This window comes from Vibrio sp. Vb1337 (assembly GCF_033338715.1).
Classification (GTDB): Bacteria; Pseudomonadota; Gammaproteobacteria; order Enterobacterales; family Vibrionaceae; genus Vibrio; species Vibrio alginolyticus.
The window spans coordinates 424,195-440,888 of record NZ_JAWOTD010000001.1; the positions used below are offsets into that span (position 1 = coordinate 424,195).

The window sequence follows — 16,694 nt, forward strand, 5'->3', positions numbered from 1 at the left end:
GCCTGTAATTCCGTTATCTTTACCCCTTCGCAATAGAGAATAAAGCTATAACATGCCTATAAAAACAGATGAATTGAGAACCCAGCCTTTGGGTCCAATGCCTACCCCAGCAGAGCTAGGTAGTGTACATCCTATTACGGATGACGTTGCAGACCGTATCGCTCAATCTCGTCGTCAGATTGAAAACATTTTATCGGGTGAAGACGATCGCCTTCTTGCGATTGTAGGTCCGTGTTCTGTTCACGACACTGAAGCTGCCATTGATTACGCCACTCGCCTGAGTGAAATCCAAGACAAGTACAAAGACGAACTGTTTATCGTGATGCGTACTTACTTTGAAAAGCCTCGTACAGTAGTTGGTTGGAAAGGTTTGATTACGGACCCTAACCTAGATGGTTCTTACGCACTTGAAGCTGGTCTTCATAAAGCTCGTAAACTACTACTGGATATCAACAAGCTTGGTCTTGCGACTGCTACTGAGTTTCTTGATATGATCACTGGCCAATACATCGCAGATTTGATCACTTGGGGCGCGATTGGTGCTCGCACAACGGAATCACAAATTCACCGTGAAATGGCGTCGGCACTATCTTGCCCAGTTGGTTTCAAAAATGGCACAAATGGCAACGTAAAAATTGCAATTGATGCAATTCGCGCATCGAAAGCATCGCATTACTTCTACTCGCCAGATAAGAACGGTCGAATGACGGTTTACCGCACAAGTGGCAACCCTTACGGTCATATTATTCTGCGCGGTGGAGAAAAAGGCCCTAACTTTGATGAAGCATCAGTCAAACAAGCATGTGATGCTTTAGCTGAGTTTGGATTGCCACAACGTTTGGTTGTGGATTTCAGCCATGCAAACTGTCAGAAGCAACACAGAAAACAAATCGACGTAGCTCAAGACATTTGTAACCAAATTAAGTCAGGCAGCACTCGTATTGCGGGTATCATGGCAGAAAGCTTTATTCTTGAAGGCAATCAGCCAATGACTGACATCAATAACCTAACGTATGGTCAGTCTATTACAGATCCATGCCTAGGTTGGGAAGACACTGCTACAATGCTAGATATGCTGGCAAGCGCTGTTAAGTCCCGAAAGTCCCTATAACAAAATAATCAAGGAATCTTCATGCCATCGTTTGATATTGTTTCTGAAATCGATACGGTTGAACTACGTAACGCCGTTGATAACGCTAACCGTGAATTGTCTACTCGTTTCGATTTCCGCAACGTAAATGCGAGCTTTGAGCTAGTAGAAGAAAACGTAAAAATGTCTGCGGAAGGTGACTTCCAACTTAAGCAAATGCGCGACATTTTACGCGGCCACTTAGCGAAGCGTAACATTGACGCGAACGCAATGGATGCACAAGACCCAGACGTTACTGGTAAAAACTGGCACCAAACTCTGCTTTTCCGTCAAGGTATTGATACTCCAACGGCGAAAAAAGTAGTGAAACTTATCAAAGACGCAAAGTTAAAAGTACAAGCTTCTATTCAAGGCGACAAAGTACGTGTTACTGGTAAGAAACGCGACGACCTGCAAGCGACAATGGCAGCGATTCGTGAAGCAGAGATGGGTATCCCATTCCAGTTTAACAACTTCCGTGATTAATCAATCTGAGAAGTAAGTAAAAACGCCAGCGCATAATCCGCTGGCGTTTTTTATTGGCTTTTGTGTAACGAACTACGTATCCACTTTTAGCATTTGGCATTGCTAGATAACCAAGTCCTGCCCTTGCAGCAATACGAATTCGCTCGTTCCTTGTGGTATGAACACGCAAATTCGAAGCTTTTCAGCTTTAGCCTTGGCCAGCATATCCGAAAGCTCAGCAGCGCTCGAGAAAGCTTCTCTTTCTGCATCTCTGCGTATTAGTTCTAACACATTCGCTTCACATCGAGTTGAGTACAGAGCCAGCTCCGCTTGTTGCATATAGCGTACGGCTTTTATTGGCAACATCTCAACATCTTTCCCAACATGTATCCAAGTACAACTTCCCTTTTCATCTAAAGGTGTTGCCATGGTCGCTTGGTAAATTGCTTCTAACTCACGATTATCTCGCGCGTTTTCCACCTCGGGATTCGAGAAAAACTGCTCCCAAAACTTGCGGCGTAAATCGACGCTAGGCAGTGCCTCTTTAATTGAGTTTCGCTTTGAGTTAGCAAAATCCGCCATCAACCCCATGTTTTGTGGCAGTATCGATTCAAGCTTTTCACGGATGTTTCGAATTAAAACTGGCGAAGCTCCACCACTAGAGATAGCGATTTGGATGCGGCCACGATTAATCATTGACGGCGTGATGAAATCACAATAAGGCTTATCATCCACAACGTTAACCAAGATGCCTAGCTCTTTGGCATCTTTGTACACTTGGTGATTTAGCTCAGGATTGTCTGTCGTCGCCCACACTTGAACAAAGTTTTTAGTGACAATGTCACTCGAATAGAAACGTTGTACCCAGCGCAGTTGATGCTCAGAAGCAAGCTTAGACAGAAAATCAACCAACGTCGGAGAAACGATAGTCACATCCGCCCCAGCCTTTAGCAACGCTTCCACCTTTCGGCTTGCCACCTCACCACCACCCACGACGAGAACGGGTTTATTAATTAAATCTAAGAACAGAGGAAAATATCGCATTTCAATCCATGATTACTCTAATTAGCTGTTGTAGACCATGCTACCAAAAATGGGGCAAGCTCATCACCCTGTTTCGGCATCACAAATAATTTTTGTTTGAATTTTTACTGAACTTCACCTTGCTCAGCTAATGACAGTTTTAATAACAACTTTTTATTCTTTTGTATTGTTCACTCTTCTATTGATTGTTCTGATGCACCAAATTGTCCATGAATTGCACTATTTACAAACAATTAACATTTCGTCATTCTAAATCTCAAGGCACTTTGTAAGTTCTCTCAAAACTTCATTTAAATTATATATTTGAGAATTAACAGATCCTTTCCTACGCTTATAACTGGTTGATCTATCGAATGCCGTTTCTTCGAAAATCAATCACGTAGGACGATAACTCTAACGAATTGGACACGTTATTTCAGGTCACTCCTGATTAAACATGGATCATACAGGAAGGATACAAATGGCAAATAAACTCACAGTTCTTGCTTCCGTCGTAGCGGCTTCTACTGCGATGATGGCAACATCAGCTCAAGCAGCAGACACTACTCTGGACAAAGTCACAAAACAAGGCTTTCTTACTTGTGGCGTAAGTACCGGTCTACCTGGTTTCTCTAACCCTAACTCAAAAGGCGAATGGGAAGGTATCGACGTAGAATATTGCCAAGCACTGGCTGCAGCCGTTCTTGGGGATAAAACGAAAGTTAAATATGTACCCCTAACCGCAAAAGAACGTTTCACTGCGCTTCAATCTGGTGAGATTGATGTGCTTTCCCGTAACACGACCTGGACTCTCCACCGTGACACTGCACTGGGCCTAAACTTCGTAGGTGTGAACTACTACGACGGTCAAGGTTTTATGGTGAAGAAGGAACTTGGTATCTCAAGTGCTAAAGAGCTTGATGGTGCGTCGGTATGTGTTCAATCAGGTACAACAACCGAGCTAAACCTTGCAGATTATTTCCGCAACCAAGGCATGGCGTACAAACCAGTGGTATTCGACACAGCTGCGCAAACTTCGAAAGGTTTTGATGCGGGACGCTGTGACGTATTAACAACTGACCAATCTGGCCTTTATGCACTGCGTTTGAATTTGAAAGATCCGTCCTCTGCGGCCGTTCTTCCAGAAATCATCTCTAAAGAGCCACTAGGTCCAGTCGTTCGTCAAGGCGATGATCAATGGTTTAACATCGCTAAGTGGACATTGTCTGCGATGATTAACGCTGAAGAATACGGTATTAGTTCGAAGAATGCGGATGAAATGCTGAAGTCAACAGATCCAAACATCAAACGTATCCTCGGTGTTGATGGCCCTAAAGGCAAAGGTTTGGGTATTCGTGACGATTGGGGCTACCAAGTTATCAAACAAGTTGGTAATTATGGTGAAAGCTTCGAACGTACAGTCGGTACTGGTTCGCCGTTAGAAATCTCTCGTGGCGTTAATGCGCTATGGAATGCAGGCGGCTTTATGTACGCGCCACCAATCCGATAGAAAGAGTTAATCAGGGCGGTTCATGCCGCCCTTTTTCTTGATTATATCTCACTGTATGAGTAAGGATCGCTCATTGGATGGCGAAAAGCGCTCGCTTTGTGGAACGGCTTTAAAGGTTCGTAAGCCACTAGACATGAGAGCGTTATTCTTTAGCCAGCAAGGACGAAACTTCGTTATACAGGCCGATATCTATAACTAAGGTTTGAGGTTATCGCTGTATGAAACCGACACAAGATGCATCGCCAAGTACGATGTCCAAACCAAGCGGAAGCAAGAGCCTGATTTATAATCCTGCCTTTCGTTCTGCTATTTTCCAGATCATTGCCATTGCTGCACTGGTATTTTTCTTTTACACGATTGTAAACAACGCTCTCAATAACTTAGATGCTCGTGGTATTGCAACGGGCTTCGGTTTTCTGAATCAAGAAGCCGGGTTTGGTATTGGGTTAACATTAATTGAATACGATGAAACGTACTCTTACGGTAGAACATTTATCATCGGCCTTCTTAATACGGCGTTAGTCTCCGTATTAGGTATTATTCTGGCTACTGTGATTGGCTTTACCATGGGGGTTGCCCGCCTTTCTTCTAACTGGTTAGTTAGTCGTTTAGCGGCAGTTTATATCGAAACTTTCCGAAATATCCCCCTTCTTCTGCAAATATTCTTCTGGTATTTCGCTGTTCTTCAAGCATTACCCTCACCACGCCAAAGCTTAAGTCTTGGTGAAGCTATTTTCCTGAACGTTCGTGGCTTATATTTCCCTGCACCGACTATGGAACCTGGCAGTAGCTACGTTATTGCCGCGTTAATCTTCGGGGTAATCGCAAGCTTATTAATTAATGTATGGGCGAATAATAAGCAACGTCTCACTGGGCAACAAACCCCAATGGGAAGAATAGTTTTGGGTTTAGTTGTTGGCCTTCCATTGGTTGTGTACTTCCTTGCTGGTATGCCAATTTCACTGAATTATCCTGAACTAAAAGGGTTTAACTTCCGAGGTGGTATTAGCATTATTCCTGAATTGGCTGCGCTACTTTTGGCATTGAGTGTTTATACAGCTTCTTTCATTGCTGAGATTGTGCGCTCTGGTATTAATGCGGTTAGCCATGGTCAAACCGAAGCAGCGATGTCGCTAGGCTTACCACGCTCGAAAACTTTAAAGCTTGTTGTCATTCCTCAAGCGTTACGAATTATTATTCCACCTTTAACCAGTCAATATCTCAACCTCACCAAAAACTCATCGTTAGCGATGGCGATTGGTTACCCAGATCTTGTCTCTGTGTTTGCTGGTACTACCCTGAACCAAACGGGACAAGCGATTGAGATCATTGCGATGACGATGGGCGTGTACTTGACATTAAGTCTGATTACGTCTGCATTAATGAACTTGTATAACCGTAAAGTCGCGCTGGTGGAGAGATAATATGAGTACTCATCAATTTCAACCGGATCTCCCACCACCCGCCAATACTGTAGGCTTCGTTGGTTGGATGCGGAAAAATCTATTTAATGGCCCTATCAATTCCATTGTTACTGTCATTCTTGCGTATATTGTCGTAACTGCAATATGGTATATCGTGGATTGGGCGTTTATTAACGCAGACTGGATTGGCTCAACGCGTGACGACTGTAGCCGAGATGGTGCTTGCTGGGTATTTATCAGCGTGCGCTGGGAGCAGTTCATGTATGGTTTTTATCCAGAGTCCGAACTATGGCGCCCTCGCCTTTTCTATATCACATTAGCCATATTTACCGTTTTACTCGCGTATGAGAAGACACCGAAACGGATGTGGATTTGGCTTTTCTTCGTAAACATCTACCCATTCATCATCGCTGGGCTGTTATACGGGGGTGTCTTTGGACTAGAAGTGGTCGATACACACAAATGGGGTGGATTACTCGTTACGCTCATTATTGCGTTAGTTGGTATCGTAGTTTCACTGCCAATTGGTGTGGTGCTTGCGCTTGGTAGACGTTCAGAGATGCCGATCATTCGCAGCATTTGTACCGTCTACATTGAAGTTTGGCGTGGCGTTCCGCTTATTACGGTTTTGTTCATGGCTTCGGTTATGCTTCCATTGTTTATGTCTGAAGGTTCAGAGACAGATAAACTGATTCGCGCCCTTATCGGTGTGGTTATGTTTGCCTCCGCTTACATGGCAGAAGTGGTACGCGGTGGTCTACAAGCCATTCCGAAAGGTCAATATGAAGCCGCTGATGCGCTTGGGTTAAGTTACTGGAGAAAGACTGGGCTGATTATCTTGCCACAGGCGCTAAAGATTACTATTCCTTCTATCGTGAACACCTTCATCGGTTTGTTTAAAGACACCAGTTTAGTACTCATCATTGGCATGTTTGACGTACTCGGTATAGGACAAGCAGCAAATACCGACCCTGAATGGTTAGGTTTTGCTACAGAAAGTTATGTATTTGTCGCGTTAGTGTTTTGGGTATTTTGTTTTGGCATGTCGCGCTATTCGATATGGCTTGAAAACAAACTTCATACCGGTCACAAACGATAACTCATCAAGATCAAGGACGTATTATGACGCAACAACAAGACTACATGATCCAATTGAAGGACATGAATAAATGGTATGGTGAGTTTCACGTACTAAAAAATATTAACCTCGACGTTAAGCGCGGCGAGAAAATCGTTATCTGTGGCCCATCTGGGTCGGGAAAATCAACGATGATTCGCTGTATTAACCGCCTTGAAGAGCACCAAGCAGGCAGCATTTACGTCTCTGGTACGGAATTAACTGAAGACTTAAAGAACATTGAAGCAGTACGCCGAGAAGTGGGCATGTGCTTTCAACACTTTAATCTCTTCCCTCATTTAACCGTACTGGAAAACTGTACGCTCGCGCCTATCTGGGTGAAGAAGATGCCAAAAGATGAGGCAGAAGCAGTTGCGATGAAATATCTGGAACGTGTTAAAATTCCAGACCAAGCGGAGAAGTATCCCGGTCAGTTGTCTGGTGGCCAGCAACAACGTGTGGCGATTGCTCGCTCTTTGTGTATGAACCCTAAAGTCATGCTTTTTGATGAGCCAACATCTGCACTCGACCCGGAAATGGTTCGCGAAGTACTGGATGTAATGGTCGAACTCGCCGAGGAAGGCATGACTATGCTATGTGTGACACATGAAATGGGCTTTGCTAAAGAGGTTGCCGATCGCGTGATATTCATGGACGCAGGAGAGATCATCGAAGAAAACAACCCGGTCGACTTCTTTGAGAATCCTCAATCGGATAGGACCCAAAACTTCCTAGCGCAAATCTTACACCACTAAGATTTAGCCGAATCGACATAAAAAAGCACTGGTTTCTATGAAGCCAGTGCTTTTTGTTACTAAATTCAAAAATCTGTGTAAGAATCAACATAGCTATGCTAGGCAGTAATATTGTGTTACAAGTTGCCAAATACATAACATCTTATTTCTATTATTATTTTATCTAAGTTACGTATGGTTAGGGCTTGATTTTTTGAACTTTCAAACCCATAAATGTACTTAAAAGAAAGTCTCTTATCGAGGAAGATTATGAACAGTCCAATGTTTACCCGCACTTCAACTCAAGAAAGTGCTCTACAAACGAACAAAGTATTGCGTAATACTTACGCTCTACTTTCAATGACACTTTTATGGTCGGCAGTCGTTGCTGGCGTTGCAATGGCATTTAACCTTCCACATCCAGGTATCATCCTAATGCTGGTTGGTTTCTACGGCCTATTATTCTTAACAGAAAAAAACCGTAACAACAGTCTTGGCCTTGTGTTTACGTTCCTATTTACTGGCTTCTTAGGTTACACCGTTGGCCCTATTCTAAACATGTACATCGGTGCAGGCATGGGCGATATCGTATTAACCGCACTCGGTGGTACGGCACTATCTTTCATGGCAGCATCGGCATACGCACTAACAACGAAACGTGACCTATCGATGATGGGTGGCTTAATGCTATCACTATTTGTTGTGCTGGTTGTGGGCATGATTGCAAGCTTCTTTATTCAATCAACCCTCTTACACTTGGCGTTGAGCAGCTTGTTTATCATTTTCTCTACTATGGCGATCCTGATGACAACACAAAGCATTATTCGTGGCGGTGAAACAAACTACATCTCTGCGACAGTAACTTTGTATGTATCAATCTACAACATCTTCATCAGCCTACTAAGCATTCTAGGTATTATGAACGACGATTAATCGTTTCTCGTTAAGTAGAATAAAAAAGCCCGAAGGTAATTCCTTCGGGCTTTTTCTTTGTGTGCAATTCAGTGTATTACGCCTGATCTACAGACAACTCGATAACTTCGTCAGCTTCTGGATTTTCTCTAAAGCGTCTCACTTTGATCGTTTCCTCTCCTAACATGATTTGCTTGGCGATTCGGTGCATACCGTCAAAAACACGATAGTCACTGGTTAAGATTACCGGATACGACAAATCAGCATTGTTGATTCGTTGGCAATGTTTTGCAATTTCACGGCAGGTTGGCCGTGGCCCTTCATGACTAAACCAAGTCACTTCATTTGGGCCTTTTATATCATCAATCGCAATTTCTTCTACAGGTAAGGATTCTGCAAGTTGCCAAATTCGTTCGATGGACCAAGTGGATTTTACATTGTCATTAATCTCAATGTAACGTTGTTTCGACATGACTAACTCCTTGTCATCATTGTTGTTTCTAACCTGAATACAGGCTTTTCATCAATCAAAGAGAATATCGGTCTATGAAAACAAACACAACGTTGTCAGCTATTCATTCACCCATAAAATCCCATAATCAGACAAGTAGCCAAGAAAAAACCAAAACAAAAATGAATAAGCCTGGGTATCCATGCAATTTCGTTGGTACTCACCCCGAAAAATTTCTAACAAACTGAATAGTTTCCTATTTATTTGAATAAAAGAGCATTTATATCAAAGCACCTGGCTTAGTCAAAAAGCACTCACCATTTTGTACGCTTTTGCTTCGCTCGATACGACTTCGAGATTCTTTTGTTGAGAACATTCTCGGCTGTCGCTAATCTATAAACATCCATGTTTACTTAACGGATAAAACGTTATGTTCGTTTACAACGGCAAAGAAATTGAAACGGATGCTCAAGGCTACTTATTGGATCATACTCAATGGGAAGAAGGTATGATTGAGCTTTTAGCAAAAGAAGAAGACATCGAGCTTACGGATGCTCATTTGGAAGTTGTGCATTTTGTGCGAGACTTTTATGAAGAGTTTAATACCTCCCCTGCAGTGCGTATGCTTGTGAAAGCGATGGAAAAAGCGCACGGCCCGGAAAAAGGTAACAGTAAGTATCTATTCAAGCTGTTTAAAAAGGGACCAGCCAAACAAGCAACCAAATTAGCCGGCCTACCAAAGCCAGCTAAATGCTTGTAGATTCATAAAATTTTAAAACCGCGTAACGGCTTATACGACGCAGGCTCCTGCATCACTTGCTCTACTGTTGCCGTTCGCGGTCCTTCTTGTAACCATTCCGAAAACGCAACTATTTGCGCGTCTGTTCCACACGCCATCACTTCAACATCACCATTGTTTAGGTTCTTCGCATAACCTGTTAACCCTAGCTTCAATCCTTGATGGGAAGTATGGTAACGAAAGCCGACGCCTTGAACGTGACCTTTTACTATAAATCTCTCACACTTTACGTTCATCTTTGTACCGCTTCTTTTTACTGAGTGATATATTCTTTTCGTCTATTCACCCCACTAAGGATAGTGGGTTTTTGCACGGTTATTATAATTATGAAAGAAATTCCATTCCGCTGGATTGATAAGTATCTCATTCACTTAAAGATTCAAGAAAAGTTCTATTTGCTCTTCGTTCTCCCTCTTCTTGCTTTAGTCATTCTCACTCTCGTCCTTAATAGCGCGGCTAATACACTGATCTCAAGTATGTACCAAGAAGAGCTCATGCTTATGAAAGGTCTGATAGAGGCAGGCAACCTTTCTCAATCTCAAGTAGCAAGCCTCATCGCTGGTTCAGAAACCGTTTCTATTGGCTCTGGTTCGCAATCCGTGTCTGTTTTAAATGGTACGTACAGTTTGGTTGCGAACCATGAACTTTCTTTATGGGCTGCCCTATCAACGACTCAAGTAAGCATTATCTGTGTGAGCTTGTTTATTCTCGCTCTTGGCGTTTACTACATCATGACGTTTATTGGCGGCGCGATGTTCACGATGAACAAAGCATTAAACACCCTTGCGGGTGGCGACTTAACTGCGAGAATGAACTTCTTCCCTGTTCGCGACGAGTTTAGTGAAATTGCTATTACGATAGACAAAGTTGCAGAACGAGAGCAACAAATGGTGCTGTCGATTCAAGAGTCTGTGGCGTTAATGCAACAAATTAGCTCAGACCTGAATCAATCGATTCATCACAGTTCAGATATTTCAGCGACTCAGCAGGAACACCTCAACTCTCTTGCGAGTGCAACGGAACAAATGGCATCAACGATTCGAGAAGTCGCGACACTAGCTCACGATTCAAGCACGCAAACCGATGATGCGCGAAACGTGGCTCAGTCTGGACAAGTGAAAGTTGAGAATACGCTTCACTCGATTTCGAACCTTTCTAATGAGATTCAATCTGCGTCTCAAGCCGTTGCCGAGTTAGATGCCAATGCAGCACAAATTGATGAAGTAGTGACAACAATCAATGGGATCTCCGAGCAAACCAACCTACTTGCTCTGAACGCGGCTATTGAAGCTGCACGTGCTGGAGAACAAGGTCGTGGATTTGCGGTCGTTGCGGATGAGGTTCGCGCTCTTGCGGGACGCACTCAGCAAGCGACAGTTGAAATCCAAACGATGATTGAATCATTACAGCGTAACAGCCAGTCGCTTACTAAGCTGATGGAAGTGACAGTTAATAATGCAAATGAGGGACAAAACCTCATGACGGAAGTGAATCACGAAATCGGCTCTTTGGCAGATAAAAATCAAACTATCTCCGACAGTAGCATTCAAATTGCAACAGCAGCTGAAGAACAAGGTGTAGTCGCGGACAATATCGCCTCAAGCGTTGAAGAAATTCGAGTTCAAGCAGATAACGTGTGCAATATGATAAGCACGACTTCACAAAACGTGGATCAACTGCGTAAGCAAAGCGACACCATGGAAGCACTACTTACTGGACTTAAAGCATAGCAACGGAATCTGTTACAGCAAATTCAAATAAAAGGGTCACTTTAGTGACCTTTTTTGTATTTAAAAGTCACTACAATGTACTGGATTGCCGAGGGATATTGCTTTTACCATTCACATCCCGGACAATACGCCCCTTTCAAAATTCAACAAGAGCTAATGAAATGACAGCTGCTATCTATTTGGTTAAAGGTCGTGAGAAATCGGTCAAGCGCAAGCACCCTTGGATCTTCTCTCGAGGCATCAACAAAGTTGAGGGCGAACCTGCTCTTGGCGAAACGGTTGATGTATTCACTCACGACGGTAAATGGCTAGCTAAGGCGGCATATTCGCCAGCTTCACAAATTCGTGCTCGTATTTGGAGTTTTGATAAAGAAGAAATCGACACCGCGTTTTTCGTTAAACGACTTAAAGACGCACAACTTCTTCGTGAAGACATTATCGAACGTGATGGCCTTACGGGTTATCGCCTTATCGCAGCAGAGTCTGACGGCTTACCAGGCGTTACGATCGACCGTTACCAAAATTTCTTTGTGTGCCAACTTCTCAGTGCTGGCGCAGAACACAATAAGCAGGCTATTGTTGACGCTCTGGTTGAGAGCTTCCCTGATTGTAATGTGTACGAGCGCTCTGACGTGGCCGTTCGTAAAAAAGAAGGTTTAAAAGAGATCACAGGCGTTTTGCACGGCGAAGAGCCACCTAAATCGGTCGTCATCGAAGAAAATGGCGTAAAGATTAGTGTAGATATCGTTGGCGGACACAAAACAGGTTTCTACCTAGATCAACGTGATAGTCGCCAGCAAGCGATGAAATATATGAAAGGCAAAGAAGTTCTTAACTGCTTCTCTTACACAGGTGGCTTCGGACTTTACGCTCTAAAAGGTGATGCAAAGCGTGTGATTAACGCTGACGTGTCACAACCTGCTTTAGATACCGCAAAATTCAACGCAGAACTAAACGAGTTTGATATTTCGAAGAAGCGTGCCGTGTTCCTAAATGCAGACGTGTTTAAGCTGCTTCGTGAGTATCGTGATCAAGGAACTCAGTTCGATGTTGTGATCATGGACCCACCGAAGTTCGCAGAGAGCAAAGCACAACTAAACGGCGCATGTCGTGGTTACAAAGACATCAACATGCTAGCAATGCAAATTCTAAAACCGGGCGGCACGCTACTGACCTACTCTTGCTCTGGCTTGATGGATCAAGTTCTGTTCCAGAAAATCATCGCTGATGCAGCCGTAGACGCTAACCGCCAAGTAAAGTTTGTGGAGCGTTTTGAACAAGCCGCTGACCACCCAACCGATACCGCATATCCAGAAGGTTTCTACTTAAAAGGTTTTGCATGTAAAGTGCTTTAATTATTGCCTGAACTTACTGCATTACTAAATGAAAAACGGAGCTTTCGCTCCGTTTTTCATTTTGAATCATTTACTCTCGTAATTGTTCAAGATTAGAAATCAAACTATTGGCAATATCAGAAGCAGAAGCTCCGTCAAAATTAACCTCCAACTGTTGTCCATCTTTATTGATGGTCAGAGTTGAGTTACCTCCACTTTCAGTCACCGCCACCGTGATATCATCCACGCTTCCGTGATAATCGCCAGAGCCGAGATCATCAAGTAATGTGGAAATATCAGTACCACTCATATCATCAAATACATCGGTAAAATCGAGCTGATCCCCGTCACTGAAATCCGTCACGGTGTCAGTTGCGGATTGCATCTCTGTCCACTTGAAGATGTCATCACCTCCACCACCAGTCAAAATATCATTACCTAGGCCACCAATTAGAATATCATTACCATCGGTGCCTACAAGAACATCATCTTGGTCTGTTCCCATGATGATATTAGGCTCTTGCTGTAACGAAGCAGTCTGTGTACCGAAAGCGGTCACTGTTTCAAAAGAGACATTGTTAAAATCAATATCAACGGTTGCAGTGGTATCGCTTTCTAAACCATCTGAGTCAATCGCTTTGTAATCAAACGAGTCGTTTACATTATTAAAACTTGTAATCTGAGTACCAACTAGAGTAAAGCTGGCTTTATCACTTGAACTGTCTGTTTCAGGGAACAAGCGAATCTCATCAAAACTGCCATTACTTAGCGATACGTCAGCGTAACCTTCTTGATTACCAGTAAATACGATGTCACTGGTGTGTATGGTTTGTATATCAACAAGAGTATCGCCCATATAAAAGTATGCTTGAATCCAAGCGCCGCCACTGTTAAACCTATCATTCAAGCTTGCTAGGTTTAACCTTGCTTCTTTAGCTTCAAGCCCTTCATCTAATTCAATGGCAATGAACTCACTCGTACTAATTTCATCCCCTTGGCCAGTTTCGCCCGGTGACACTACAACTAAACCTACCTGCTGAGCGGCAAAGTCAACCTTGATTTGAGCATTATTGACAAAGTCACCATTACCATCAATGGTTCCTCCAAAGAAACTTAAACCGTTAACATCGACTGAATCGGCAATGAAGTCTTTAGAAAATTCATCGAGTAAATCTTGGGAATCAAAGCTTTGCTCATCAAAGAAATCTTCCGTTAGTGCATATCTGACTTCCGTAGTTTCTGGAATCACATCACCAATGTCCAATATGACTTCATTGTTCTGATCATCCAAGTAATAGAGATAGCCATAGTCTGGAAGCGTCGTGACACAGATACTCGTTTCTTTATCATCTTGAAGATCAAAGTCATCTTCAAAGTCTTGCGCATGTGGTGCAAAGTCAATTAAAGCGTCTCCTCCCACACTAAGGTCAACCGAAATGCCAAAGTCTTCTACTGTCGGAGGTGTATTGTCATCATCAATAATCGTACCAAGGCCTGACGCTGCAGGTGATTGCCCTTGAATCGAACCAGTTAAAACAAAGTTTTCTGAAGATTCATAAATCTGGTCTTCAACAGTGTTTACCGTAACACTAAAGTTAGTATCACTCGCAGGTACGGAGACATCAAACGTTCCATCAGGGTTTACCGCAATAACTTCCGTCGTGTTATCAGCATAAGTAATGGTCACACTCGTAGCGTTAAAATCATCTCCAGCGACAGCGGTTCCGTCTAAGAGAGACATACTAACCATAATCGCAACCGCACTTGCATTACTCAGTGTAACGTTAAATTTCGCATCGTTACCTTCCACCACTTGAATATCCGTAATTTCAGTGACAGTTGGTATGTCTGCATTATCGTTAATCGTTACGGTACCGACAGCAGCAGTTGTTTGCACAGTAGTGGCACCGGATAATGTAAAGTTCTCATCACCCTCATAAATATCATCGTTTAACGTCACCATAGTAACGCTAAATGTTGTGTCTAACGCTGGTACAATGACATCAAACGTACCATCTGGGTTCACAGAAATAACGTCGGTACTACTATCAGCGTAGGTAACGGTTACTGTCGTATTTGTATAATCCGAACCTCCTTCAGCTGTCCCATTTGCTAATGTCATATTAACAACGGTGTTTGTGGTACTTGCATTGCTTAAAGTGACTTCAAGCGTTGCCAGCTCACCTTCACTAACTATGGCATCCGTAATCGCTGCTACAGTCGGGCGGTCATCATCAGGATCTGGTCCTGGGCCACTACCATCATCAACAATAGTACCGGTACCAATCACAGAACCAACTTGGTTATCAGTGTTACCTGATAACGTAAAGGTTTCAGGTCCTTCGAATAAGTCATCATCTCTTGTACTTACAGAAACACTATAAGTCGTATCATTTGCGGGCACATCGACAATAAAGCTGCCATCTGGATTCACCGTAACGACTTCTATGCCGCCACTCTCATAAGTAATTGTTACTGAAGTATCGGTGTAATCCACACCGCCTTCTGCTGATCCGTCAGTCAGCATCATATTGACAGTGGTGTTGGTGGTGCTTTCATTACTCAACGTTACATCTAGTGTTGCAATATCACCTTCGTTTACCGTTGTAGAGGTAATCGCTGCAACTGTTGGGCGATCGTCATCTGGATCAGGTCCTGGCCCCGAACCATCATCAAGAAGAGTCCCTATACCCATTGCAGATGTAATTTGAGTGGCAGTTTTACCCGAGAGTGTTAAAGTCTCTGCGCCTTCGAATAGGTCATCATCAATAGTATTGACTGTGACGCTGAATGAGACGTCGTTCGCGGGAACTGAAACATCAAATGTTCCGTTTGCGTTGACAGTAATGACATCTGTTGAGTTATCCGCATAGGTAACTGTAACCGATGCATTGATGTAGTCTATGCCCCCCTCTGCGCTACCATCAGCGAGCACCATATTGACCAAACTTTCACTATCACTAGGGTTACTTAAAGTAACATCAAAAATGATAGGTTCACCTTCATTAACCACTTCACTAGAAATAGAGGCAACGCTGACTGTATCGTTATCAAGAATCGTTACCGTGCCTGTAACCGGAGTTGTTTGTATCTCGGTCTGTCCAATTAATGTGAAATTTTCATCGCTTTCGAACAGCTCATCGTCGGTGGTACTTATCACAACGTCAAAGGTCATATCACCAGCTGGTACAGACACATTAAATGTACCATCAGGGTTCACAGGGATAACGTCTGATGAACTATCTGCATAGGTAACTGTAATAGACGATTTGGTGTAATCTACTCCTCCCTCAGCTGTGCCATCATTAAGTGTCAGATTAACGAGAGTATCCGTAGTGCTTAGGTTACTCAAAGTGACAACCAACGTAGCAGACTCACCTTCGTTTACGGTTGTATCACTAATTGCCGCAACAACCGGACGGTCATCATCCGGATCGGGACCTGGACCACTACCGTCATCCACTATCGTCGCCGTCCCCGTATCACTGCCTTGTACTGCGCCAATGCCAGTCACGGTCACACTGAAGTCTTCAGGGCCTTCATAAACGGTGTCATCAATGGAAGCGATACGCACATCAAATTCGGTTTGCTCGGCTGGCACGGTCACCACGCCATCATTTGGTACTGCAACCCAACCGCTTCCGGTGTTGTATTCTAAGGTACCTAAGTCACCGGCTTCGGTATCGCCGAGATTAAGACCCAACTCCACTTGCGTTTCCGCTTCAGACGCGTTCGATAAGGTGACTGTGAAGTTCGCCGTATCACCTTCATTAATAATGCCAGCATCGGTAATAGTCACGCTCGGACGGTCATCATCCGGATCGGGTCCAGGGCCGCTGCCATCATCCACTATCGTCGCCGTACCCGTATCGCTGCCTTGCACCGCGCCAATGCCAGTTACTGTCACACTGAAATCTTCAGGACCTTCATAAACGGCATCATCAATAGAAGCAATGCGTACATCAAACTCGGTTTGCCCTGCTGGCACGGTCACCACGCCATCGTTTGGCACTGCAACCCAACCACTTCCCGTGCTGTATTCTAAGGTGCCCAAATCTCCAACTTC

Annotated in this window: 14 protein-coding genes; 10 read left to right on the forward strand and 4 right to left on the reverse strand. The window is 43.7% G+C overall.

Annotation, left to right across the window (positions count from 1 at the left end; all coding sequences use genetic code 11):
- Positions 1 to 52: 52 nt before the first annotated feature.
- Complete coding sequence (locus R7E42_RS01795; RefSeq protein ID WP_005390197.1) at positions 53 to 1,111, forward strand: 3-deoxy-7-phosphoheptulonate synthase; 1,059 nt, start codon at positions 53 to 55, stop codon at positions 1,109 to 1,111.
- A 21-nt stretch (positions 1,112 to 1,132) separates the two neighbouring features.
- Complete coding sequence (locus R7E42_RS01800; RefSeq protein ID WP_005377415.1) at positions 1,133 to 1,615, forward strand: YajQ family cyclic di-GMP-binding protein; 483 nt, start codon at positions 1,133 to 1,135, stop codon at positions 1,613 to 1,615.
- A 102-nt stretch (positions 1,616 to 1,717) separates the two neighbouring features.
- Here R7E42_RS01800 and R7E42_RS01805 read toward each other — a convergent pair whose 3' ends face one another.
- Positions 1,718 to 2,638: a bifunctional precorrin-2 dehydrogenase/sirohydrochlorin ferrochelatase gene (locus R7E42_RS01805; RefSeq protein ID WP_033905330.1), complete on the reverse strand. Its 921-nt coding sequence runs from the start codon at positions 2,636 to 2,638 to the stop codon at positions 1,718 to 1,720.
- 460 nt (positions 2,639 to 3,098) lie between these two features.
- On the opposite strand from R7E42_RS01805, the gene R7E42_RS01810 reads away from it, so the two are divergent.
- The 5 genes from R7E42_RS01810 (at position 3,099) to R7E42_RS01830 (ending at position 8,335) form a co-directional block, all read left to right on the forward strand.
- Positions 3,099 to 4,127, forward strand: a complete 1,029-nt coding sequence (locus R7E42_RS01810) for an amino acid ABC transporter substrate-binding protein (protein WP_005377403.1) — start codon at positions 3,099 to 3,101, stop codon at positions 4,125 to 4,127.
- 218 nt (positions 4,128 to 4,345) lie between these two features.
- Complete coding sequence (locus R7E42_RS01815) at positions 4,346 to 5,551, forward strand: amino acid ABC transporter permease (protein WP_005377402.1); 1,206 nt, start codon at positions 4,346 to 4,348, stop codon at positions 5,549 to 5,551.
- Between the two features lies 1 nt (position 5,552).
- Complete coding sequence (locus tag R7E42_RS01820; RefSeq protein ID WP_318072282.1) at positions 5,553 to 6,650, forward strand: amino acid ABC transporter permease; 1,098 nt, start codon at positions 5,553 to 5,555, stop codon at positions 6,648 to 6,650.
- A gap of 23 nt (positions 6,651 to 6,673) precedes the next feature.
- A complete protein-coding gene (locus tag R7E42_RS01825) occupies positions 6,674 to 7,423 on the forward strand; it encodes an amino acid ABC transporter ATP-binding protein (protein WP_005377400.1) in 750 nt (249 codons plus the stop codon).
- 249 nt (positions 7,424 to 7,672) lie between these two features.
- Positions 7,673 to 8,335, forward strand: a complete 663-nt coding sequence (locus R7E42_RS01830) for a Bax inhibitor-1/YccA family protein (RefSeq protein WP_025766607.1) — start codon at positions 7,673 to 7,675, stop codon at positions 8,333 to 8,335.
- A gap of 76 nt (positions 8,336 to 8,411) precedes the next feature.
- On the opposite strand, the gene R7E42_RS01835 is transcribed toward R7E42_RS01830, so the two are convergent.
- Positions 8,412 to 8,786 carry a chromosome partitioning protein ParB gene (locus tag R7E42_RS01835; RefSeq protein ID WP_318072283.1) on the reverse strand — a complete coding sequence of 125 codons (375 nt, stop codon included), beginning with the start codon at positions 8,784 to 8,786 and terminating at the stop codon, positions 8,412 to 8,414.
- A gap of 409 nt (positions 8,787 to 9,195) precedes the next feature.
- On the opposite strand from R7E42_RS01835, the gene R7E42_RS01840 reads away from it, so the two are divergent.
- Positions 9,196 to 9,525, forward strand: coding sequence for a TusE/DsrC/DsvC family sulfur relay protein (locus R7E42_RS01840; RefSeq protein WP_005377396.1), 330 nt, complete (start codon positions 9,196 to 9,198; stop codon positions 9,523 to 9,525).
- A 2-nt stretch (positions 9,526 to 9,527) separates the two neighbouring features.
- Here the strand turns inward: R7E42_RS01840 and yccX are convergent, their stop codons facing one another.
- Positions 9,528 to 9,800, reverse strand: coding sequence for an acylphosphatase (yccX, locus tag R7E42_RS01845; RefSeq protein WP_005377386.1), 273 nt, complete (start codon positions 9,798 to 9,800; stop codon positions 9,528 to 9,530).
- A 90-nt stretch (positions 9,801 to 9,890) separates the two neighbouring features.
- On the opposite strand from yccX, the gene R7E42_RS01850 reads away from it, so the two are divergent.
- Together R7E42_RS01850 and R7E42_RS01855 are read left to right on the forward strand one after the other, a co-directional pair.
- Positions 9,891 to 11,294, forward strand: a complete 1,404-nt coding sequence (locus tag R7E42_RS01850; RefSeq protein WP_025766604.1) for a methyl-accepting chemotaxis protein — start codon at positions 9,891 to 9,893, stop codon at positions 11,292 to 11,294.
- 161 nt (positions 11,295 to 11,455) lie between these two features.
- Positions 11,456 to 12,649: a class I SAM-dependent methyltransferase gene (locus tag R7E42_RS01855; protein ID WP_195723091.1), complete on the forward strand. Its 1,194-nt coding sequence runs from the start codon at positions 11,456 to 11,458 to the stop codon at positions 12,647 to 12,649.
- 70 nt (positions 12,650 to 12,719) lie between these two features.
- Here R7E42_RS01855 and R7E42_RS01860 read toward each other — a convergent pair.
- Positions 12,720 to 16,694: Calx-beta domain-containing protein (locus R7E42_RS01860; protein ID WP_318072284.1), on the reverse strand; the 3,975-nt coding region annotated here is incomplete at its 5' end.